21 protein-coding genes are annotated in these 20,529 nt (G+C 55.1%); 9 read left to right on the top strand and 12 right to left on the bottom strand.

The annotated features are described in order from the left end of the window. Window positions 1-69: 69 nt before the first annotated feature. The 4 genes from ACFIO0_RS01650 to ACFIO0_RS01635 are packed head-to-tail and all read left to right on the top strand — an operon-like array spanning window position 70 to window position 3,458. Window positions 70-1,002, top strand: coding sequence for a bifunctional riboflavin kinase/FAD synthetase (locus tag ACFIO0_RS01650; RefSeq protein ID WP_390912980.1), 933 nt, complete (start codon window positions 70-72; stop codon window positions 1,000-1,002). Then, window positions 999-1,451, top strand: coding sequence for a YcgN family cysteine cluster protein (locus ACFIO0_RS01645; RefSeq protein WP_390912978.1), 453 nt, complete (start codon window positions 999-1,001; stop codon window positions 1,449-1,451). Before ACFIO0_RS01650 ends, ACFIO0_RS01645 begins: the two co-directional genes overlap by 4 nt. Beyond that, a complete protein-coding gene (locus tag ACFIO0_RS01640) occupies window positions 1,452-2,489 on the top strand; it encodes a beta-eliminating lyase-related protein (RefSeq protein WP_390912976.1) in 1,038 nt (345 codons plus the stop codon). A gap of 9 nt (window positions 2,490-2,498) precedes the next feature. Further along, a complete protein-coding gene (locus tag ACFIO0_RS01635; protein ID WP_390912974.1) occupies window positions 2,499-3,458 on the top strand; it encodes a 2OG-Fe(II) oxygenase family protein in 960 nt (319 codons plus the stop codon). Here ACFIO0_RS01635 and ACFIO0_RS01630 read toward each other — a convergent pair. Together ACFIO0_RS01630 and ACFIO0_RS01625 are read right to left on the bottom strand one after the other, a co-directional pair. Further along, complete coding sequence (locus ACFIO0_RS01630; RefSeq protein ID WP_390912972.1) at window positions 3,455-4,243, bottom strand: alpha/beta fold hydrolase; 789 nt, start codon at window positions 4,241-4,243, stop codon at window positions 3,455-3,457. The genes ACFIO0_RS01635 and ACFIO0_RS01630 overlap by 4 nt on opposite strands. Then, entirely contained in the window at window positions 4,240-4,836 is a 597-nt protein-coding gene (locus ACFIO0_RS01625; protein ID WP_390912970.1) for a DsbA family protein, read from the bottom strand. Before ACFIO0_RS01625 ends, ACFIO0_RS01630 begins: the two co-directional genes overlap by 4 nt. Before the next feature lie 124 nt (window positions 4,837-4,960). Between ACFIO0_RS01625 and ACFIO0_RS01620 the strand changes: the two genes are divergently transcribed. After that, window positions 4,961-5,980 carry a ribose-phosphate diphosphokinase gene (locus ACFIO0_RS01620; RefSeq protein WP_390912968.1) on the top strand — a complete coding sequence of 340 codons (1,020 nt, stop codon included), beginning with the start codon at window positions 4,961-4,963 and terminating at the stop codon, window positions 5,978-5,980. Window positions 5,981-6,096: 116 nt separating this feature from the next. On the opposite strand, the gene ACFIO0_RS01615 is transcribed toward ACFIO0_RS01620, so the two are convergent. The 9 genes from ACFIO0_RS01615 to ACFIO0_RS01575 all read right to left on the bottom strand — a co-directional run bounded on the left by ACFIO0_RS01615 (window position 6,097) and on the right by ACFIO0_RS01575 (window position 14,825). Beyond that, the gene (locus tag ACFIO0_RS01615; protein ID WP_390912966.1) at window positions 6,097-7,062 is read right to left on the bottom strand and encodes a glutathione S-transferase C-terminal domain-containing protein; all 966 of its coding nucleotides are present in this window, start codon (window positions 7,060-7,062) and stop codon (window positions 6,097-6,099) included. A 203-nt stretch (window positions 7,063-7,265) separates the two neighbouring features. Beyond that, entirely contained in the window at window positions 7,266-8,042 is a 777-nt protein-coding gene (locus tag ACFIO0_RS01610) for an SDR family oxidoreductase (RefSeq protein WP_390912965.1), read from the bottom strand. A gap of 23 nt (window positions 8,043-8,065) precedes the next feature. Further along, the gene (locus ACFIO0_RS01605) at window positions 8,066-8,896 is read right to left on the bottom strand and encodes a cytochrome P450 (protein WP_390912963.1); all 831 of its coding nucleotides are present in this window, start codon (window positions 8,894-8,896) and stop codon (window positions 8,066-8,068) included. A gap of 584 nt (window positions 8,897-9,480) precedes the next feature. Continuing rightward, window positions 9,481-9,831 carry an H-type lectin domain-containing protein gene (locus ACFIO0_RS01600; RefSeq protein WP_390912961.1) on the bottom strand — a complete coding sequence of 117 codons (351 nt, stop codon included), beginning with the start codon at window positions 9,829-9,831 and terminating at the stop codon, window positions 9,481-9,483. A 122-nt stretch (window positions 9,832-9,953) separates the two neighbouring features. After that, complete coding sequence (locus tag ACFIO0_RS01595; RefSeq protein ID WP_390912959.1) at window positions 9,954-10,379, bottom strand: F0F1 ATP synthase subunit epsilon; 426 nt, start codon at window positions 10,377-10,379, stop codon at window positions 9,954-9,956. A gap of 12 nt (window positions 10,380-10,391) precedes the next feature. Then, entirely contained in the window at window positions 10,392-11,816 is a 1,425-nt protein-coding gene (atpD, locus tag ACFIO0_RS01590) for a F0F1 ATP synthase subunit beta (RefSeq protein ID WP_390912957.1), read from the bottom strand. A gap of 21 nt (window positions 11,817-11,837) precedes the next feature. Continuing rightward, a complete protein-coding gene (locus ACFIO0_RS01585) occupies window positions 11,838-12,713 on the bottom strand; it encodes a F0F1 ATP synthase subunit gamma (RefSeq protein ID WP_390912955.1) in 876 nt (291 codons plus the stop codon). A 13-nt stretch (window positions 12,714-12,726) separates the two neighbouring features. Further along, window positions 12,727-14,265 (bottom strand): F0F1 ATP synthase subunit alpha, encoded by a 1,539-nt coding sequence (gene atpA / locus ACFIO0_RS01580; protein WP_390912953.1) that lies wholly within the window; start codon window positions 14,263-14,265, stop codon window positions 12,727-12,729. Next, window positions 14,265-14,825, bottom strand: a complete 561-nt coding sequence (locus ACFIO0_RS01575) for a F0F1 ATP synthase subunit delta (protein ID WP_390912951.1) — start codon at window positions 14,823-14,825, stop codon at window positions 14,265-14,267. The genes atpA and ACFIO0_RS01575 overlap by 1 nt, the downstream gene beginning before the upstream one ends. A gap of 379 nt (window positions 14,826-15,204) precedes the next feature. Here ACFIO0_RS01575 and ACFIO0_RS01570 point away from each other — a divergent pair, with 379 nt between their 5' ends. Then, on the top strand, window positions 15,205-15,357 hold the full coding sequence (locus tag ACFIO0_RS01570; protein ID WP_390912949.1) for a hypothetical protein: 153 nt from the start codon (window positions 15,205-15,207) through the stop codon (window positions 15,355-15,357). A gap of 12 nt (window positions 15,358-15,369) precedes the next feature. On the opposite strand, the gene ACFIO0_RS01565 is transcribed toward ACFIO0_RS01570, so the two are convergent. After that, window positions 15,370-16,116 carry a methyltransferase domain-containing protein gene (locus ACFIO0_RS01565; protein WP_390912947.1) on the bottom strand — a complete coding sequence of 249 codons (747 nt, stop codon included), beginning with the start codon at window positions 16,114-16,116 and terminating at the stop codon, window positions 15,370-15,372. A gap of 61 nt (window positions 16,117-16,177) precedes the next feature. Here ACFIO0_RS01565 and gloB point away from each other — a divergent pair, with 61 nt between their 5' ends. The 3 genes from gloB (at window position 16,178) to ACFIO0_RS01550 (ending at window position 20,520) form a co-directional block, all read left to right on the top strand. Further along, complete coding sequence (gene gloB, locus ACFIO0_RS01560) at window positions 16,178-16,945, top strand: hydroxyacylglutathione hydrolase (protein ID WP_390912945.1); 768 nt, start codon at window positions 16,178-16,180, stop codon at window positions 16,943-16,945. A gap of 285 nt (window positions 16,946-17,230) precedes the next feature. Then, window positions 17,231-19,552: an ATP-dependent Clp protease ATP-binding subunit ClpA gene (gene clpA / locus ACFIO0_RS01555; protein WP_390912943.1), complete on the top strand. Its 2,322-nt coding sequence runs from the start codon at window positions 17,231-17,233 to the stop codon at window positions 19,550-19,552. Next, window positions 19,549-20,520 (top strand): peptidoglycan DD-metalloendopeptidase family protein, encoded by a 972-nt coding sequence (locus tag ACFIO0_RS01550; RefSeq protein WP_390912941.1) that lies wholly within the window; start codon window positions 19,549-19,551, stop codon window positions 20,518-20,520. The genes clpA and ACFIO0_RS01550 overlap by 4 nt, the downstream gene beginning before the upstream one ends. Window positions 20,521-20,529: the final 9 nt, after the last annotated feature.

Raw genomic sequence — 20,529 nt, 5'->3', positions numbered from 1 at the left:
ACGTAGTTTTTGAGCCTCAAAAGGGATGCGGTTCTTGCGTCCCTTTCAGTGCCCCGTTAGGCACTGATTATGCGTATTATCCGTGACTATCAATTTGTCGAAGACCAAGACCGCGGCGCAAGCGTTGCCATTGGTAATTTCGACGGCGTCCATCTGGGTCATCAGTCTGTGATTGACTTGGCCCGCGATGCCGCACCGCACGCCCCTTTGGGCATTCTGACGTTTGAACCCCATCCCCGTGCGTATTTTGCGCCGGATGCCCCCGCGTTCCGCCTGATGAACCCAGAGGCGCGCGCCAGCCGTCTGGAAAAGATCGGCGTTGACCGGCTGTACGAGATCAACTTCAACACTGGCCTTGCGTCATTGACCCCGCGGGAATTTGCACAAACAGTGATCTGTGATGGCTTGGGATTGGCGCATGTAGTTGTCGGCGCTGATTTTTGTTTTGGCAAAGGACGCGCAGGCAAGGCCAAAGATTTGGTCGCATTTGGCGCTGAAATGGGGTTCGGCGTGACCATCGCACCGCTGCTGGCCCAAGACGTCGACACGGTGTCATCAACCGCAATCCGGCGCGCATTAACCGAGGCGCGCCCCGACGACGCGGCCGCAATGTTGGGTCACTGGCACCGCATTGAAGGTCCGGTAATTGGCGGCGAGCAACGCGGACGCGAGCTGGGGTATCCAACAGCCAACATGTCGATCGACGGCCTGCACCCGCCTGCCTTTGGCGTCTATGCCGTCTTGGTCGACGTGCTGGACGGGCCGCACGCGGGTTCATACCAAGGGGCCGCATCAATGGGTGTGCGTCCGATGTTTGGCGAAAACCGCCCGAATTTGGAAACCTTTATCTTCGACTTTTCCGGTGATCTGTACGGCGCGCATTTGTCTGTCGCTTTGGTCGCCTATCTGCGCGGCGAAGAGAAATTCGACGGGTTAGATGCGCTCATCACTCAGATGGACGCTGATTGCGTCACCGCCCGCGAAATCCTGGGCGCTTTATGAGCAAGCTTGCCAAGCGTTTCTGGGAGCGAAAACCGCTTGCCAAAATGAACCCGGATGAATGGGAAGCACTGTGTGACGGCTGCGGCAAATGCTGCCTGAACAAACTAGAAGACGACGACAGCGGTGAAGTCGCCTTGACCAATATCGCCTGCCGTTTGCTGGACGATGCGACCTGCCGCTGTGCGCATTACGGCAATCGCCACCAATTTGTGCCTGATTGCATCGTATTGAAACCTGAAAACCTCGACACACACGCCTATTGGATGCCGCAAACCTGCGCCTATCGGCTGCTGTGGGAAGGCAAACCGCTGTATGACTGGCACCCGCTGATCAGTGGCTCGGATCAATCCGTACACGAGGCTGGCGTCAGCGTTCAAAATCGCACACTCTCTGAATTCGACATTCCCGAAGAAGACTGGGAAGACCACATTATCGAGGAACCACTTTAGATGTTTTTTGCCTCAGACAACGCCGGCCCAGTGCTGCCCGAAATCATGCAACGCCTGAATGACTCGAACACCGGCTACGCGATGCCCTATGGCAACGATGACATCATGGACGAGGTCCGCGCGGCAATCCGCACCGCGTTCGAAGCCCCCGAGGCGGCCGTCTATCTGGTCGCCACCGGTACCGCGGCAAATTCACTGGCTTTGGCGTGCTACACGCAGCCTTGGCAGACGATCTTTTGTACGCCCGTTGCCCACATCCACGAGGACGAATGCAACGCACCCGAATTCTACGCAGGCGGTGCCAAACTGACGCTTGTGCCGGGATCCGACAAGATGACGCCGGACGCTTTGCGCCGCTCGATCGAGGGCGAAGAAGTGCGCGGTGTACACGGCCCCCAACGCGGGCCGGTGTCGATCACACAAGTCACCGAGCGTGGCGGCGTGTACACTTTGGACGAATTGCGCGCGTTGACGGCCGTGGCCAAAAACTACGACCTGCCTGTTCATCTGGACGGCGCGCGGTTCACAAATGCGATGGTTTCGCTGGGCTGTACGCCTGCCGACATGACGTGGAAATCCGGCGTCGATGTTGTCAGTTTTGGCGGCACCAAGAATGGGTGCATGGGCGTCGAGGCAGTCGTGTTTTTCGACCCCAAAAAGGCTTGGGAATTTGAATTACGTCGCAAACGCGGGGCACACCTGTTTTCCAAACACCGCTACCTGTCCGCCCAAATGGCCGGCTACATGGCGAACGATGCGTGGATCGATGCAGCGACAAAAGCCAACGCAAACTGCGCGCGACTCGCCGAAGGGCTAAAGGCCAAAGGCGCGACCTTCTTGCACCCCGTCGAGGCCAACATGATCTTTGCCGCCTTCCCGCGATCTGCGCACCACCGCCTGCATGACGCCGGCGCGATGTATTACATCTGGGAAGGATCGCTGGAAGGCGATGACCCGGACGAAATGCTCGCCGCGCGCTTGGTCTGTGATTGGGCTGGAACGGATGAAAACACCGACAAATTCCTGTCCTATTTGTGATGCGCGTCCATGGATGACTTTGCCGAAATTCCGGTACTGGATATTTCTGCCATTCATGGTTCAGATCCGGACGCCCTCACGATTTTGGCGAACCGCGTGCGCGACATCTACGCGACAACCGGATTTGGGTACATCACCGGGCACGGCGTTGACCAAGCACTGATCAATGCGGTCTTTGCCGCCTCTGCCCGCTTTCACGCCTTACCACACACCCAAAAGATGCAGATCGCATTGGATGAAAACCATCGCGGGTTCATCCCGATCAACACATCCACAGACGTGACATCGACCTTGGCAGAGGTCACGCGCCCAAACCAATCCGAGAGCTTTATGATGATGCGCGAAGACATCCGCGCCGATCCAGAAGCCTATTTGTCAGGCCCGAACCAGTGGCCGGACGTGCGCAACTTTCGTGCAAATGTCACGGCCTATCACGATGCGATGACAGCGTTGGGACGCAAATTGGTGCGGGTGTTTGCATTGGCGCTTGGCGCGCCTGAAACGGACCTCAGTGGCGCGTTTGAAACGCCAACCACGTGGCTGCGTCTGCTGTATTACCCGACGACAGATGCCGTGCAAGGTGACGATCTGTACGGGTCCGCCCCGCACACTGACTTCGGGTTTCTGACGTTCCTCGCCCAAGATGACGTCGGCGGTTTGCAAGTTCAAACCCAGTCCGGTGCGTGGGTTGATGCCCCGAAAATCGAAGGCAGCTTTGTGCTGAATGTCGGTGACATGTTGCACCGCTGGTCAAGTGGCATCTTAAAATCGACGCCGCACCGGGTGATCAATCGATCCGGGCGCGCGCGCTATTCGTGCCCGTTCTTTTTTGATCCGCACGTCAGTACAAATATCGCGCCGCTTGCGTCCTGTAAAACCGATGCTGTGTTCGATACGATCAACTTCGGCGATTTCCTACGATCCGAACTTGAGGCCGGTTACGACGCCCATAAAACCGACACGCCTTAGCTGCGCGCCAGCAGATCCCCAATTGCCGCAGCCACAGGTTCAGGGTGCGTGATCGGGGCCATGTGCCCTGCCCCGTCAATCACCACGCGACTGACATTCGGCAAACGCCGTTCGATGGACGAATTGATCGCGTCAGCCACGTCGCCTGACGCGCCACCTTCGATCAAAAGCGCAGGTGCGATTGCGCGCGCGAACACTCCCGGCTGTAGCAAACCCGCACTATCATCCCCCAAGAACGGGCTGCTGCCTGCAACAAAATGGATTCGGTCAGCCATGTACTGACGGGCTGTTTCGGCAAAATCATCCCACGGCGTTCCATCACCCCACGCACGATTGAACGCACGCGCAGCCCCCATGCGATCGCCGCGCGCCATTGCGGTTTCGAAATGCTCATGGCCTTCCATGGACTTGGCAAACCGTTCAGGTTCATCCAGCGCGGCAGCCGCCCAGTATACCGGTTCGACCATCGTGAACGACCGGACCAATTCAGGGCTTTCGATGGCCAAACGCAGTGCAACAGTTGCCCCGAACGAGTGACCGATCAGATCGACGGGTTCATCGATCAGGTCGCGCGCCATGTCTGTCGCCAGATCGTGCAGGTTACCCGTGCCGTCCCAATCGCCCGAACGGCCGTGGCACGGCAAATCATAGGCTAGCGTTGTCAGTTGATCGCCCAACGCTGTGGCCACCCCTGCCCACGTGCCCGAATGAGCAAGCGAGCAGTGAATGGCAAGGGCGCGACGTGGCCCTTGCCCGAATTGACGTGTGTGCGTGTGGATGTTCACGCAAGTGATGCCAGATGCGCGTCGAGGTCTTCGATCTTGTCCTGACCCCAGAAGCGTTCGTCGCCGACGATGTAAAACGGGGCTCCAAAAACACCGCTGTTGTAGGCATCTTCGAGGTTGCGACCGTAGGTTTCGGCCCCCGCTAACAAACCGCTGTCGGCCAAAGATGCATCAAAACCGGCCTCGGTCAGGCACGCTTTGATCACGTCGTCCTGGGCGATGTCTTTTTCCTCGACCCAGCATGCGCGCATCAGCGAATGGGTCAACGCGCCCAGATCACCGCCACCGGCGTTTTGCGCCGCGATGATCGCATAAGACGACGGGGCCATGTTTGTCGGCCAATGCGCTGGTTTCAGATTGAACGCCATGTCCAACTTGGCCGCACTGCGCACCAGATCGATGGCGCGGTATTCAATACGGCTGATGTGGCGATCTTTGGGGGCAACACCACCAGTGCGCCCGAACAGCTGCATCAAATCCATCGGCTTGTACGCAACTGTCGCGCCGTGCTTGGCCGCGACCGCCTCCATGCGTTGACCGGCCAGATAGGCGAATGGTGAAATGGTTGCGAAATAATAGTCGATATGAGCCATGAAACTTCTCCGATTTTCGGGCCAAGAGCGACCCTGTGCTTTGCCCACAGGTATAGGCGTGTTAAGCGAGGGCGACCATCACGAATCTGTCACAATCCTGTTGCTGCCCCGGGGACCTCATCACATGCCATCTATCGTCGAACCAAAGCTCATTACGGGCAATGCCAACCAACCTTTGGCAGCCGCAATCGCGCGACGTATGTCGATGCACCGCGGTGTGCAGACCGGTCTGGTTGATGCCCGCGTCGAACGGTTTAACGACGGCGAGATCTTTGTCGAAGTGTTCGAAAATGTGCGCGGCGAGGATATGTTCATTATCCAGCCCACGTCGAACCCTGCCAATGACAACCTGATGGAACTGCTGATCATGTGTGACGCGTTGCGCCGTTCCTCTGCCTCGCGCATCACGGCTGTGATCCCCTATTTTGGCTATGCCCGCCAGGACCGCCGCACCAAAGCGCGCACACCGATCACCGCCAAGATGGTCGCGAACATGCTGGTCGGCGCTGGCATCGAACGGGTCCTGACGATGGACCTGCACGCAGCGCAAATTCAGGGCTTCTTCGATATTCCGGTGGACAACTTATACGCCTCGCCGATCTTTGCGCTCGACATCAAAACCCAATTCAAAGACCGCATGGACGATTTGATGGTTGTATCGCCTGACGTGGGTGGTGTAGCGCGCGCGCGTGAATTGGCCAAACGGATCAACTCGCCGCTGTCGATCGTCGACAAACGTCGCGAAAAAGCCGGCGAAATAGCTGAAATGACCGTCATCGGTAACGTCCAAGACAAGGTTTGCTTGATCGTGGATGACATGGTCGACACGGCTGGTACGCTTTGCAAAGCCGCCGAAGTGTTGATGGAAAACGGGGCCAAAGAGGTCCACAGCTACATCACCCACGGCGTTATGTCCGGCCCTGCGGTTGAACGTGTGACAAGCTCAGTGATGAAATCGCTGGTGATCGCAGACACGATCCAACCAACCCAAGCGATCATCGACGCGGCCAACATCCGCATCGTGCCCACGGCCCCAATCTTTGCCCAAGCGATCCTGAACATCTGGAACGGCACGTCTGTGTCGTCTCTGTTTGAGGCCGAAAGCCTTGGCACGATTTACGACGGGACGTATGCGGCGGAGTGAAGGTAAACCTCTAGAGACAGTGGAAAATTTAGAGAACTGTCGGGGACAGTATAGTCTAAGCCCGCGTTGAGCCCAATTCGCCGAAACTTTGCGACGCAGCGAATGTCTGTCTCAAGTCAACCGTTCTTCGCTTTATCGACCAGACCGGCGAGTTCCGGATGCGCATAGGCTTCTGGATAGGACATTGGCTTGAAGGGACCCAGAGGCACGACATTGTTCCAAGATCGGCCAAAGTATCCCTGACGACAGTGAAGCAACGAGTTGCTGTCAGCGACACCCGGCAATGCGTAGAGGCGGCAAAGCCAGCGCCACAAATGCGGGTAGTCCAGAATTCTTGCACCGTTCAATTTCATCCTTAAGTAGTACACCGGATCATGTCGATAAAGGGTTGGAAACAATCGCAGGTCAGCCTCGGTGAAGGTATCACCAGTTAAGAATGGTCGATTGTCTGAGGCAAGCCGTGCTTCCAAAGCTCCAAGCGTTTCAAAGTACTTGGAAAAGGCCGCAGCATAAATCGCCTGATCTGATGAGAAGCCAGCTTTATAGGCTCCGTTGTTGATGGCGACGTAGATTTGGTCATTGAGTGCGTCGATGTCCCGACGTTGCGCGATATGTTCGTCACCCAACGGATACAAATTTGGCCTCAGTCCATCCGCAAATGAACTGCCAAGAGCTTTCGCTTGCGCGTTCAGCATCCGGACGATTTCGGCGCTTTCGTTCGCAACGATCCGTTTTGTTTTTTTGTCATATAGGATCGGGACAGAGGCCTCATCCGACCCTTCAGCCTCATATATTTGCTTAGCAAGACGAAAATTCTGCCCTGTTGCGGTTTCGTTTGTGCACTCAGGGAAAGTCGTGCCCGTCAGGGACGCGACGCGGGTCGGATTGAATTCCCAACGGTTCGGTTCAATCGGATCATTGTCTGTTGTGCGACTTGGGAATGCCACATCCATTGTGATGCTGTCCTGCAGGCCCAAAACATTTCGGGCCAGCGTTACACGGTGGCACCACGGGCAATTTAAAGCGACGAATAAGTGATATCGCCCTGTTTCTGCGGGAAAGTTCGGGTCTTCGCCAATCACGGATCGAAACCCACTGACGCCGCGCACAAACTCGCCTTTGGCGCGGCGCGTGGTGGCGTTTTTCTGAGACTCTTCAACAGATGCTTTGGTCACGTTTTTCTCCTGCTTACACACTGGTAGCGTCAATGTCCGCCTCGAGGCCAGAGCGTTAATTGCCGTATTTTGTCGTTAAAGCTGTGAACCTCGTAGAGACGGCAGTCCGCCTACACTTTCTGGGATACTCCAAGTGCTGCGCTGGTCACCATTGCAGAGACGCCACCGTCAACCAGAATGTTTTCGCCTTTGATCCAGCTACTTTTTTCGCTCGCAAGAAACGCGATGACCTGCCCCACCTCATCAGGTTTTCCCGCGCGCCCGGGCAAAGCCATTGCTTGGGCTGCGCTTTCGCCCAAAGCCGTCATGAAATCATCCAGAATGTCAGTGGCGTCCGGTGCGGGGCCAACAGAATTGATACGGATGTTTCTTGCAAGCAGCGGTTTGGTCAATGCCTTTGTGTAGGCGATCACTGCGTCCTTTGCGAGGTTGTAGGCCCGCATTGGATCAATACCTCGTGTCGTCAGAAAATCGGGCAAAGCGTAGGGGGTATCCAAGTCCAGTAGCGCTTTCACTTCTTCGATGTTGCCTTGCCACATCAGTCCAGCACGGCTGGCCGTGTTCACAATGCGCGCCCCGTCGTTCAGTTTAGGAAGCATCAGGCTGGTCACTTGACGTAAACCGAAAACATTGACGCTTAGCAATTGGATTTGGTTGACGGGTCGTGGCGGCAAACCGGCATTGTTGATGAGCACATCAAACGGCCCAGAAAGCGGCGCACAAGCTGCAGTGATTGCGTCCATATCGGACAAATCAACCTCGACCCATTGATCAACATCAGCGGGTTCTACAATGTCCAACGCGCAGATTTCATGGCCTTCTTCTTTCAGAATGCGGACCGTTTCTGCACCTATTCCAGTCGCTGCACCGGTTATGACAACACGCATGGTCGAAGTCCTTTGAAATTGGATTAACCCTGTATACGGACAGGTAGTTTTGCGAATGCGCAAATTGAATTGTTCATCGCTATTGTAGGCTTACCAACTTGAACAGCAGGCATCTGCTGCGTCATTGCAAGGATCAAACATTCGATCTCTAACAAGGCCAGATGCATGCCGGCACACATGTGAATACCGGCACCAAAGGCAAGGTGGCGACGCGCATTGCGGCGCTCAATATTGAATTGCCCGGCCTGCGCAAACACTGCTTCATCGCGGTTTGCTGATGCATAGAGCAGCATCACCCGCGCGCCTTTGGGGATTTGGTGGCCTGCGATCTCGACAGGTTTGGATGTGTGCCGGCTAAATGAACGGATAGGTGTTCCAATCCGGATCGCTGCATGGGCTGCGTTCAACGCAAGCGACGGGTCTTCCTTCAGTTTAGCCCACGTGTCGGGATTTGATCCTGCGTGGTAAATGAAGTGCCCAATCGCAGAGATCGTCGTGTCCAGGCTGGGGTTGATGTAGTCGCTGATCGAAAAAGGCACTATTTCGGGGTCGATCTCTCCGTGCGCCGCCATCTCGGTGATCCAATGAGACCAACTTCCTGGTTTCAACGTTTCAGGTGTGACGCCTGTTGCGATGAATTCTTTCATTTCAGCAATCACGGGACTCGCGGCTTGGCCACGCGCATTCTGGATGCCTTGCATGTCAAAAGCCGCACTCGCCCATTTCAGCATATTTTCACGACCAAAGTCGGGCAATCCAATCAGGTCGCGCACCACTGTTAGTGGCAGGGGTTGGGCAAGATCTATGATCGCTTCAAAACTGCCTTTTGCGTACACAAGCCGCGACGATGTCATCGGCGACACTTTGGATGCGGGGCCGCATAATCGCCACATTATCGCGCAGCAAAGGAGGTAGGATTGCCTCACGCAACATGGTGTGGCGTGGCTGATCAGAGGCAACTGCATTGACGCGTTGATGGGTGCAGCCGAAATCATCTGCGGCGGCTCCGAGGCTGGAGATGTAGGTTTCATGGTCGCGCAAACCGTTTCAGACAGTGTCATATTGTGTGAAGGCGTAGTTGCCCAATGCTTCTATCCACACAATCGGACCTAGTTCGCGCAAACGTTCGTAATGTGGCCAAGGATCACGAATAACATCATCGTCATAGAGATTTACAGGATCACTGAAGCCGTTCAAATTCTGCGCCTTTAATTCAGCGCCGAGAAGGGGCGCGGAAACCTTTGAACACATGTTAAAGAATTTGGTGCAATCAGTTGGTTTAAGCACGTTGCTTTAGGGGATGGATCTATTAAGACAACCGCAGCAGTCTCAGTCCACACCACTTATCTTGCTGGCGTTACAGTTTTGAACGCAGCCATTGGTGGATACATGATGAACTTTCGCTTCGTCCGCATGCAGCCATCTATTCATCTAGGCCTCAGTCCAATTCCCAATCGTCATCGTCGGACAACTCGCCAATCGCCATCCAGCCGATACGCACGCGGGCAACGCGGGTGTCGCCCCATGTGCGGAACACCAGATCAAAACCATCCTCGGTCACCGCTTCGGCCCCGATGTCGGCGCGGATCACGGTTGCGGCGTCCATGTCCCACAGGCTGACGGAGGTGTGTACGGCGGGAGGCGCGCGGTAGGCTTCACCGAACTTGATGCGTTTACGGCGTTCGCGTTGGCCGCGCCCCGTCCACATTTCGCCGTCGGTTTCAAAATCTGAGAACAAGACAGTGTCGCCTTGGTCAATTCCAACTAAATGATTTCGCAATCGCTTCATAAGGCTTCACTTCAATATGCCACGCTTTGCTAACATGAAACGCATGCGCCTGCGCACCCCCAGAATGCAAAAAAGGCCCCACAATCGGGGCCTTTTCTAACATTTCGCTACGTAAGTTCGAATTACTTCGCGCTCAGGCCAATCTCGTCGCCCATTGCGACCATATCGGCCAGCAATTTTGCAGCGTCATCAACTGGACCAGGCTGGTTGTCAAAGACTTCTTTGACGTTGTTCAGCTCGGCGCGTGCATCGGCAACCATGCTGGCCATGTCGTCGGCTGTCATGTCACCTTTGGCGATGGCGCGTTCGGCCAAAACCGAAACGCCTTCTGCATTGATTTCAGCAAAACCACCCGTCACAACGTATTCGGTTGTGCCGGCAGATGCCTCAACACGCAGCACACCAGGGCGCAACGTGGTGATTGTGGGGGCATGAAGCGGCATAACCGTCATGTCGCCATCTGCACCCGGGATTTGCACCGCAGTCACTGGCCCTGAGGCCAATGACTTTTCCGGTGAAACCAGATCAAATTGCATTGTGTCTGCCATTGTATCGGCTCCTTAGGCTGCGTCTGCTGCCATTTTTTCGGCTTTTGCTTTCACGTCTTCGATGCCGCCAACCATGTAGAAGGCACCTTCTGGGAGGTGATCGTATTCGCCGGCAACAACCGCTTTGAACGAGGAAATCGTTTCTTCCAGTTGAACCTGTTTGCCGTCAGCACCCGTAAATACTTTTGCAACGTCAAAGGGTTGTGACAAGAAGCGTTCGATTTTACGCGCACGGGCAACGGCCAGTTTGTCTTCTTCTGACAATTCGTCCATGCCCAAAATCGCGATGATGTCCTGCAAGGATTTGTAACGTTGCAGAACTTGCTGCACGTCTGTCGCCACCTTGTAATGTTCGTCGCCGATGATCAACGGATCCAGCAAACGGGATGTGGAACCAAGCGGGTCAACCGCAGGGTAAATCCCTTTTTCTGAGATCGCACGGTCCAGAACGGTTGTCGCATCAAGGTGCGCAAACGATGTCGCTGGGGCCGGGTCGGTAAGGTCATCCGCAGGCACGTAGACGGCTTGCACAGAAGTGATCGAACCGTTTTTCGTAGATGCGATGCGCTCTTGCATCATGCCCATGTCGGTCGCCAGTGTTGGCTGATAACCAACCGCAGATGGGATACGACCCAACAGGGCGGACACTTCGGAACCGGCTTGGGTAAAGCGGAAGATGTTGTCCACAAAGAACAAAACGTCAGAACCCGTGTCATCACGGAACTGTTCCGCGAGGGACAGACCGGTCAAAGCAACACGCATACGCGCACCGGGAGGTTCGTTCATCTGACCGTAAACCAGCGCAATTTTCGATTCTGGCAAGTTGTCAGGGACGATAACGTTGGATTCGATCATCTCGTGGTAAAGGTCGTTACCTTCACGCGTCCGCTCACCAACACCCGCAAACACGGACACACCGGAGTGTACCTTTGCGATGTTGTTGATCAGTTCCATGATCAAAACGGTTTTGCCAACACCGGCACCACCGAACAGACCAATTTTACCACCCTTGGTGTAGGGGGCCAAAAGGTCGATCACTTTGATGCCTGTTGTCAGGATCTCAGTCGCGGTGGACTGTTGATCAAACGCAGGTGCGTCGCCATGGATCGAACGGGTTTCAGTTGCGATAACAGGGCCCTGCTCGTCAACCGGATCACCGGTCACGTTCAGGATGCGGCCCAATGTGCCGTTGCCGACGGGAACCTGAATAGGTGCGCCTGTGTCTGTCACAGGTGCGCCGCGCACGAGGCCCTCAGAGGCGTCCATCGCGATGGTCCGCACTGTGTTTTCGCCAAGGTGCTGGGCAACTTCAAGGATCAGCTTGCGACCATTGTTGTCTGTTTCCAGCGCGTTCAGAATTTGTGGCAGATCGTCTTCGAACTGCACGTCAACGACGGCGCCGATGACTTGGGTGATTTTGCCGACTGCATTTGCCATGTCGTAATTCTCCGGTTCTCTCTAGAGTGCTTCCGCACCCGAAATAATTTCAATCAGCTCGTTGGTGATCACGGCTTGACGCGAACGGTTGTATTGGATGGTCAGTTTATCGATCATCTCACCCGCGTTGCGTGTGGCGTTGTCCATTGCGGACATCCGCGCGCCCTGTTCGGACGCTCCGTTTTCCAACAGCGCGCTAAAGATCGCTGTGGCGACGCCGCGCGGCAACAAGTCAGCCAAGATGGCCTCTTCGCTTGGCTCGTAGTCATACAGCGTTGCTGTCGCATCAACCTCTGGTGCCTCGAAAGACGCCGGGATGATTTGTTGTGCTGTCGGGATCTGCGTCACAACGTTCACGAACTGCGCAAAAAAGATCGTCGCCACATCGAATTCTTCCGCATCAAAGCGGGCTAGAACGTCTTTGGCGATGCCTTGTGCATCCGTGTAACCGATCCGTTTGACGTCAGTCAGGTCCACGTGACCAACCGAATATTGGCCGAATTCACGTTTCATCTGATCGCGACCTTTTTTGCCAACTGTCAGGATTTTAACGTCCTTGCCGTCCGCAATCAGTTTCGCCGCATGCGTCTTGGCCTTTTTGACGATGTTCGTGTTGAACCCGCCGCACAGACCACGTTCCGATGTCATAACAACCAGCAACTGCACTTGGTCACTGCCGGTACCCGACAGCAATTTTGGTGCAGACCCTGATCCACCAACGGACGCGGCTAAACCACCCATCACAGCGTTAAAACGCGTGGTGTAGGGGCGTGACTGCTCCGCAGCTTCTTGCGCGCGGCGAAGTTTCGCCGCGGCAACCATTTGCATGGCCTTAGTGATCTTACGAGTGTTTTTCACACTCGCGATCCTGTTCTTAAGGTCCTTAAGGTTTGGCATTTGCTATGCCCCCTTATGCGAAGTCAGCGACGAATGCGTCCAGAGCGGCCCGGACTGCAGTTTCCAGATCGTCCTTAACTTTACGGTCGTTGTCAGTGATGTCGGCCAACAGGTCCGCGTTGTTTGCGCGCAAGTGCGCCAACATTGCAGCCTCGAAACGACCCACGTCAGAAACGTCGACCTTATCAAGATACCCTTGTGTACCCGCAAAGATGACGCAGACGATTTCTGCGTTTGTCAGTGGGGAATACTGTGGCTGTTTCATCAGCTCGGTCAAACGCGCACCACGGTTCAGCAATTGCTGGGTGGAGGCATCCAAGTCAGACCCGAACTGCGCGAACGCAGCCATTTCGCGGTACTGAGCCAAGGACAGTTTCACTGGGCCCGCAACCGAAGACATCGCTTTGGTTTGTGCAGATGAGCCAACACGCGAAACAGACAGACCTGTGTTCACAGCAGGGCGGATGCCTTGATAGAACAATTCAGTTTCCAAGAAGATCTGACCATCGGTGATCGAAATCACGTTTGTCGGAATAAACGCAGAAACGTCGCCGCCTTGGGTTTCGATGATCGGCAGAGCGGTCAAAGACCCGTTTCCGGACGCATCGCCCAATTTCGCGGAACGTTCCAGAAGGCGAGAGTGAAGATAGAAAACATCGCCAGGGTAGGCTTCACGGCCCGGTGGGCGACGCAAAAGCAAGGACATTTGACGATAAGACACGGCTTGCTTTGACAAATCATCATAGATGATCAGCGCGTGACGGCCATTGTCGCGGAAGTGCTCTGCCATTGTTGTCGCGGCATAGGGTGCGAGGAACTGCATCGGTGCAGGGTCGGACGCTGTCGCGGCCACAACGATGGAATATTCCATCGCGCCTGTTTCCTCGAGCTTTTTAACCAGCTGAGCAACAGTCGAACGCTTTTGACCGATGGCCACATAGACGCAGTACAGTTTCTTGTACTCGTCGTCGCCTGCGGCCTCATTGTAGGATTTTTGGTTCAGGATCGCATCCAAAGCCACAGCCGTTTTACCAGTTTGGCGGTCACCAATGATCAATTCGCGTTGGCCACGGCCAATCGGGATCATCGCGTCAACAGACTTCAAACCAGTCGCCATCGGCTCGTGAACCGATTTACGTGGAATGATGCCCGGTGCTTTTACGTCAGCAACGCCGCGCTTTTTGGTTTTGATCGGGCCTTTGCCGTCCAGCGGATTGCCAAGACCGTCAACAACACGACCCAGCAGTTCGTCCCCAACGGGAACGTCCACGATCGAGTTGGTGCGCTTAACAACGTCACCTTCTTTGATGTCGCGGTCAGAGCCGAAGATAACCACACCGACGTTGTCGGATTCCAGGTTCAAGGCCATGCCTTGGATCCCGCCAGGGAATTCAACCATCTCACCGGCTTGGACGTTGTCCAGACCATATACACGCGCGATACCGTCACCGACGGACAGAACGCGGCCAACTTCGGCAACTTCTGCTTCTTGACCAAAGTTCTTAATCTGGTCTTTTAGAATCGCAGAAATTTCTGCTGCTTGGATACCCATTATCCGACCTCTTTCATTGCATTCTGGAGGGAATTCAGCTTCGAGCGGATCGACGTATCGATCATTTTCGAACCCACTTTAACGACAAGACCGCCGATGAGGCTTTCATCCACGGTCGCATTGATAGTCACAGTCTTGCCAAAGCGCGCTTTGAGCGTCTTGGCCAGTTTGTCTGATTGTGCCTTGGTCAGCGCCTTGGCGCTTGTGACGTCGGCAGTTACTTCACCTTTGGCCTCAGCGATGATGTCGCGCAAGGATGCGACCAGCTGTGGCAACACAAACAAACGACGCTTGGTCGCCATCAGCGCCAAGGTGTTGCTCATGATCGGTGAGAGTTTCATCTTTTTGGCAAGTGCGGTGATCGCTTTGCCTTGTGCCTCGCGGCTATAGATCGGCGAATGGATCAGCGCGTTAAAGTCGCCACTGTCGGCCATTGTCTGAGACAAGGCATCCAAATCGGTTTCAATCGCTTTGACCTTCTTGCCGTCAACGGCAAGGTCATACACGGCCGTCGCATAACGCTGTGCGATGCCTGTGGAAATCGAAGCTGGTTCTGACACGTCCACCCTTTCGAAGTCTTGCCCTACATCTTATGCACCGTGCATCGTGTAGGGTCGTTGGTCGCCGCCCGTTATTGCACACAACAAATCACAAAGCGACAAAATCAGGGGGGATGTAGCAGACGGTTTGCCACGTCGCAACATAAGATACCTCCACCCGTTTTAGGTGGTTTTTCAATGATTTCATAAGCTTACCTTGGGTGCGACCGTTTGCGCACCCATAAAAGTTCATAAACCGACCCGAAATCTGGCAATGCAGCCTGATTCCAAGCTCGTTTTACTGAGAAAACCGATCACTTCCTGTCGCTTGATTGGCGCGCGTGACGCGTCATTCAGTACGTGAGCACGGTTGAAACCGGTCATTTTCAGGAAATCCGCGTTGGGTATTCTGTTAGCAGTGTCTGCAACCGGATTCGGCGCGATGACCGACAAGGCGAACTTGTCGCTCTTTCTTGTAGCTGTCGACGTCCCGCAGGGCATGTCTAGCGTCCTGTCCGCTGACAACTTTACTTTGCTCAAAAGCCATTCATGATGTCGCCATTGTCTAACTCGCCGCTGGCTTGACCACCGGCTGACCTAACCCCTCAAGCACACTGACCGCGCGACGGGTACGTGCGACTTTTCCTTTGGGCGGATAGACCAGCTTGGTCGCCTCGACCATGAACGCGCCACCGGCCAGCATGCCCGGCGTATGACGGCCCAATTTTTCAAACATCGGCGCGGATTTCATCCAGACCCGCTTGGCCGACGGGATTTGATAGAGAGCGCCGACGTGGCGTTCTGGCAAAAACTGGTGTTTGCGCAGCTGGGTTTCCAGTTGGCTGGCCGAATAGGGCCGCCCATAGCCAAACGGTGTGCGATCACGGCGCGACCACATGCCGGCACGGTTGGGCACGATAAACAGCGCCTTGCCGCCCGGCCCCAACACCCGCCAGCATTCCTCAAGCAGATCGTAGGCGCGTTCGGATGTTTCCAACCCGTGCAACACGATCAGCTTGTCCACATGTCCGGTTTCGATCGGCCAAAGCGTTTCTTCGGTCAGCACACTGACGTTTGGCTGGTTGGCAGGCCACGGCATCACGCCTTGCGGCCCCGGCATCAACGCAATCACACGCCGCGCGTCTTTTAGATAGGGGCGCAGCAGCGGGGCGGCAAAACCATAGCCAACAACCGTTTGGCCTTTGGCCTCGGGCCACAGCCCCAGCATCCGTTCACGCAACGATTTTTGCGCCGCCCGCCCCAGCGCGCTGCGATAGTAAAAATTCCTGAGGTCTTGCACATCAAGGTGCATTGCGAACCCTGTCCCAATCCGTCACTCTGACACTACTTTAACAAGCATAAGGCAAATGGCCATGCCCTTGACCGTCGTCACAATCCCCTGCCTGTCCGACAACTACACGTTTTTATTGCATGACTCGATCAGCAACGAAACGGCTGTCATTGATGTGCCAGACGCAGGACCGATCAAGCAAGAACTGGATGACCGCGGCTGGCGGCTGACGCAGATCTGGCTGACCCATCACCACTGGGATCACGTCGATGGTTTGCCCGATTTGCTGCGCTCGCATCCTGCCCAAGTGATTGGCGCGCGCGATGATACAGACCGCCTGCCCGCGCTGGATGCCAAAGTCGGCGACGGTGATACGTTTACCTTTGCAGGCAATGACGTACAGGTCATGGATGTGTCGGGGCACACGATCGGGCACATCGCCTTTCACGTGCCTGCTGCCATGGCCGCGTTCACTGCTGACAGCCTGATGGCTTTGGGCTGTGGTCGTTTATTCGAGGGCACCCCCGCACAAATGTTTGACAGCCTGTCTAAATTAGCCGCCCTGCCCGACGATACGGTGGTTTATTCCGGCCATGAATACACGGCTGCAAATGCCACATTCGCCATAACCATTGATCCCGATAACCCGGACCTGATCGCGCGCATTGCCGACATCACCGAAAAACGCGCAAAGGGACAGCCAACTGTCCCCTCCTCCCTTCTGCTTGAACGCGCCACAAACCCGTTTTTGCGCGGCCATGATCCGCAAATTCAAACAGAACTGAACATGAAAGGGGCAGCGCCCGTGGATGTGTTCGCTGAAATCCGGGCGCGCAAAGATCGGTTCTAGCCATTAAAACGTCACGACTGTACTTGAAAAATTTCCGACAAGGCACACATCCCTTCAAACGTCCACGCAAACGCCATCGGCTTTGCGCCCGCAACACATTTGCCCGCGCTTTGCCAGTTTTCCATCAAATCACGCCCGGCTCACGTCTTTTGTGACATCTTTTTCAAAGAAAACGCTTGTAGCTGGCAAACAATCAACCAAACTCTAACTGTATGAGGCCATGGTAGGCCTTGGGTCGCGATATTCTTCCGGCCTAGGACCGACCCCGATCGACAGGAGCACAACGTGCCTTCATTTTCGAACACCCTAGAAAAGGCGATCCACGCCGCGCTCGCGCTGGCCAACGAACGCCACCATGAATTCGCAACGCTAGAGCATCTGTTGCTGGCGTTGATTGATGAACCCGATGCAAAACACGTCATGCAGGCCTGTTCTGTGGACACGACCGATTTGCGTGAAAGCCTGATGCAATTCATCGAAGATGACCTTTCCAATCTGGTCACCGACGTTGATGGATCAGAAGCTGTACCAACCGCAGCCTTTCAACGCGTGATCCAGCGCGCCGCAATTCACGTGCAATCTTCCGGTCGCACCGAAGTGACGGGGGCCAACGTGTTGGTCGCTATCTTTGCAGAACGCGAATCCAACGCGGCCTATTTCCTGCAAGAACAGGACATGACGCGCTACGATGCGGTGAACTTTATCGCCCACGGCGTTGCCAAGGACCCCGCATTCGGGGAACCACGTTCCGTTTCCGGCGCGCCCGAGGGCGAAGAAGAAGTGCTTGGCGTGACCGAAGGCGAAAAGAAAGAAACCGCACTTGAAAAATACTGCGTAGACCTGAACGCAAAATCGCGCGAAGGCGACATTGATCCGCTGATCGGGCGTGATTCCGAAGTCGAACGCTGTATCCAAGTGCTATGCCGTCGCCGCAAGAACAACCCGCTGTTGGTGGGTGATCCTGGTGTGGGCAAAACCGCCATCGCCGAAGGGCTGGCGCGCAAAATCGTTGCTGGTGAAACCCCTGAAATTCTGGCGAATGCGACGATCTATTCTCTCGACATGGGCGCATTGCTGGCTGGCACACGCTACCGCGGTGACTTTGAGGAACGGCTGAAGGCTGTCGTCACAGAGTTAGAAGCGCACGAGGATGCGGTTCTGTTCATCGACGAAATCCACACTGTCATCGGCGCAGGTGCGACGTCTGGCGGCGCGATGGACGCGTCCAATTTGCTAAAACCGGCTTTGGCTGGTGGCAAACTGCGCACCATGGGGTCAACGACGTACAAAGAATTCCGTCAGCACTTTGAAAAAGACCGCGCCTTGGCCCGTCGTTTCCAAAAGATCGACGTGAATGAACCATCCGTCGATGATGCCGTGAAAATCTTGCGCGGTCTAAAGCCGTACTTTGAGGATCACCATTCGGTCAAATACACATCTGATGCGATCAAAACATCTGTTGAACTTGCAGCACGTTACATCAACGACCGTAAATTGCCTGACAGTGCAATCGATGTGATCGACGAAGCCGGTGCTGCGCAACATTTGGTCCAAGCGGCCAAACGTCGCAAAACCATCGGTCAAAAAGAGATCGAGGCCGTGGTGGCCAAGATCGCGCGCATTCCACCAAAAAGCGTATCCAAAGACGACGCCGCCGTTTTGAAAGACCTGGAGGCATCGCTGAAACGCGTGGTCTTTGGTCAGGACAAAGCGATTGAGGCACTGTCGAGCGCCATCAAACTGGCCCGTGCAGGTCTGCGTGAACCGGAGAAACCAATCGGCAACTACTTGTTTGCAGGGCCCACCGGCGTCGGCAAAACCGAGGTCGCCAAGCAATTGGCCGACACGCTAGGCGTTGAACTGCTGCGTTTTGACATGTCCGAGTACATGGAAAAACACGCCGTTTCCCGCCTTATAGGTGCGCCTCCCGGCTATGTCGGGTTTGATCAGGGCGGTATGCTGACGGATGGTGTTGACCAGCATCCACACTGTGTATTGCTGCTGGACGAAATGGAAAAAGCGCATCCTGACGTCTACAATATCCTGTTGCAGGTCATGGACCACGGCAAACTGACGGACCACAACGGGCGTACTGTAGATTTCCGCAATGTGGTCGTGATCATGACGTCCAACGCGGGTGCGGCCGAACAAGCCAAAGAGGCAATCGGCTTTGGTCGTGACCGTCGCACTGGCGAAGACACAGCAGCCGTTGAGCGGACATTCACACCTGAATTCCGCAATCGTTTGGACGCAATCATCAGCTTTGGCGCCTTGCCTAAAGACGTTATTTTGCGCGTGGTCGAAAAATTCGTCCTTCAACTCGAAGCGCAGTTAATGGATCGCAACGTTACCATCGAACTGACCAAGCCAGCCGCAGAATGGCTCGCCAACAAGGGTTATGATGATAAAATGGGCGCGCGTCCTCTGGGGCGTGTCATCCAAGAACACATCAAAAAACCATTGGCCGAAGAACTGCTGTTTGGCAAACTTGTCAAGGGTGGCTTTATCAAGGTGGGTGTCAAAGGTGGTGAATTGGATCTGAAGATCGATGGCCCGGACAAGCCACGTATTTCTGGCGACAAACCTCCACTGCTCACTGCCGAATGATCAATCGGCTACTCGCCCTTGCGTTCTTTACTTTCGCTGCAGCCCCCGCTGCGGCGAAAGACCTCGTTTTGCAGCAGCCAATTGACTGTGAATTGGGCCACGATTGCTACATTCAGCAATATGTAGACCACGATACGGGCAGCGGCGCGCGCGATTATCGCTGCCAACCCCTGAGTTATGACCAACACAAAGGCACCGATTTCGCCCTACGCAACACAGAACAGGTGTTGCGAGGCGTCAATGTTATTGCCTCTGCCCCCGGAACTGTTCGCAACGTTCGCGATGGCATGGCGGACCGCCTTTTTAGTGATGCAAATGCAGAAAACGTCAGTGGCCGCGAATGTGGCAACGGTGTTGTCATCAGTCATGGCGATGGCTGGGAAACCCAGTACTGCCACCTGAAAAAGGGGTCAATTACCGTTAAAAAGGGGCAGTCTGTCACCACAAAAACGATCTTGGGACAAGTCGGGCTTAGCGGTCGTACGCAATTTCCGCATATACATCTGTCTGTGCGTAAAGACGGAAAAGTAGTTGATCCATTTGATCCCGACGGGTCCATCACCTGTGGCCAACCCGATAAAAACACGCTTTGGCAAACACCGCTCGTGTACCAAGCCGGCGCAGTTCTTCAGGCTGGTTTTCACGATAGTGTTCCGAAGTTTTCTGATGTCAAAAATGGACGCGCGGCCAAAAACTCCTTACCTGCTAATGCGCCTGCCATCGTGATTTATGGTTATGCATTCGGCACGCAAAAGGGCGACATAATGCATTTGACCCTGACAGGACCCGATGGCGTCATGGTCGACCAAAAGGTTACGATCGACAAACAGCAGGCACAGATGTTTCGTGCAGCTGGAAAACGGTTAAAGGCATCTAGTTGGTCCACAGGGACGTATTCGGGATCAGCTGCACTGCTGCGCGACGGGCGTATCATCAGCGTCGAACGTGCGAGCATCCAAGTGCAATAAGCTAAGCGA

The organism is Pseudosulfitobacter sp. SM2401, from assembly GCF_042932805.1.
GTDB lineage: Bacteria > Pseudomonadota > Alphaproteobacteria > Rhodobacterales > Rhodobacteraceae > Ascidiaceihabitans.
Note: the sequence above shows the minus strand (reverse complement) of the source record. Positions and strands in the feature narration are given on the sequence as shown.

Bases quoted from the DNA above. Each gene is read 5' to 3' on its own strand.
- ACFIO0_RS01650 (WP_390912980.1), top strand. From the start codon at position 70: ATGCGTATTATCCGTGACTATCAATTTGTCGAAGACCAAGACCGCGGC.
- ACFIO0_RS01645 (WP_390912978.1), top strand. From the start codon at position 999: ATGAGCAAGCTTGCCAAGCGTTTCTGGGAGCGAAAACCGCTTGCCAAA.
- ACFIO0_RS01640 (WP_390912976.1), top strand. From the start codon at position 1,452: ATGTTTTTTGCCTCAGACAACGCCGGCCCAGTGCTGCCCGAAATCATG.
- ACFIO0_RS01635 (WP_390912974.1), top strand. From the start codon at position 2,499: ATGGATGACTTTGCCGAAATTCCGGTACTGGATATTTCTGCCATTCAT.
- ACFIO0_RS01625 (WP_390912970.1), bottom strand. From the start codon at position 4,836: ATGGCTCATATCGACTATTATTTCGCAACCATTTCACCATTCGCCTAT.
- ACFIO0_RS01620 (WP_390912968.1), top strand. From the start codon at position 4,961: ATGCCATCTATCGTCGAACCAAAGCTCATTACGGGCAATGCCAACCAA.
- ACFIO0_RS01610 (WP_390912965.1), bottom strand. From the start codon at position 8,042: ATGCGTGTTGTCATAACCGGTGCAGCGACTGGAATAGGTGCAGAAACG.
- ACFIO0_RS01605 (WP_390912963.1), bottom strand. From the start codon at position 8,896: ATGACATCGTCGCGGCTTGTGTACGCAAAAGGCAGTTTTGAAGCGATC.
- ACFIO0_RS01600 (WP_390912961.1), bottom strand. From the start codon at position 9,831: ATGAAGCGATTGCGAAATCATTTAGTTGGAATTGACCAAGGCGACACT.
- ACFIO0_RS01595 (WP_390912959.1), bottom strand. From the start codon at position 10,379: ATGGCAGACACAATGCAATTTGATCTGGTTTCACCGGAAAAGTCATTG.
- atpD (WP_390912957.1), bottom strand. From the start codon at position 11,816: ATGGCAAATGCAGTCGGCAAAATCACCCAAGTCATCGGCGCCGTCGTT.
- ACFIO0_RS01585 (WP_390912955.1), bottom strand. From the start codon at position 12,713: ATGCCAAACCTTAAGGACCTTAAGAACAGGATCGCGAGTGTGAAAAAC.
- atpA (WP_390912953.1), bottom strand. From the start codon at position 14,265: ATGGGTATCCAAGCAGCAGAAATTTCTGCGATTCTAAAAGACCAGATT.
- ACFIO0_RS01565 (WP_390912947.1), bottom strand. From the start codon at position 16,116: ATGCACCTTGATGTGCAAGACCTCAGGAATTTTTACTATCGCAGCGCG.
- gloB (WP_390912945.1), top strand. From the start codon at position 16,178: ATGCCCTTGACCGTCGTCACAATCCCCTGCCTGTCCGACAACTACACG.
- ACFIO0_RS01550 (WP_390912941.1), top strand. From the start codon at position 19,549: ATGATCAATCGGCTACTCGCCCTTGCGTTCTTTACTTTCGCTGCAGCC.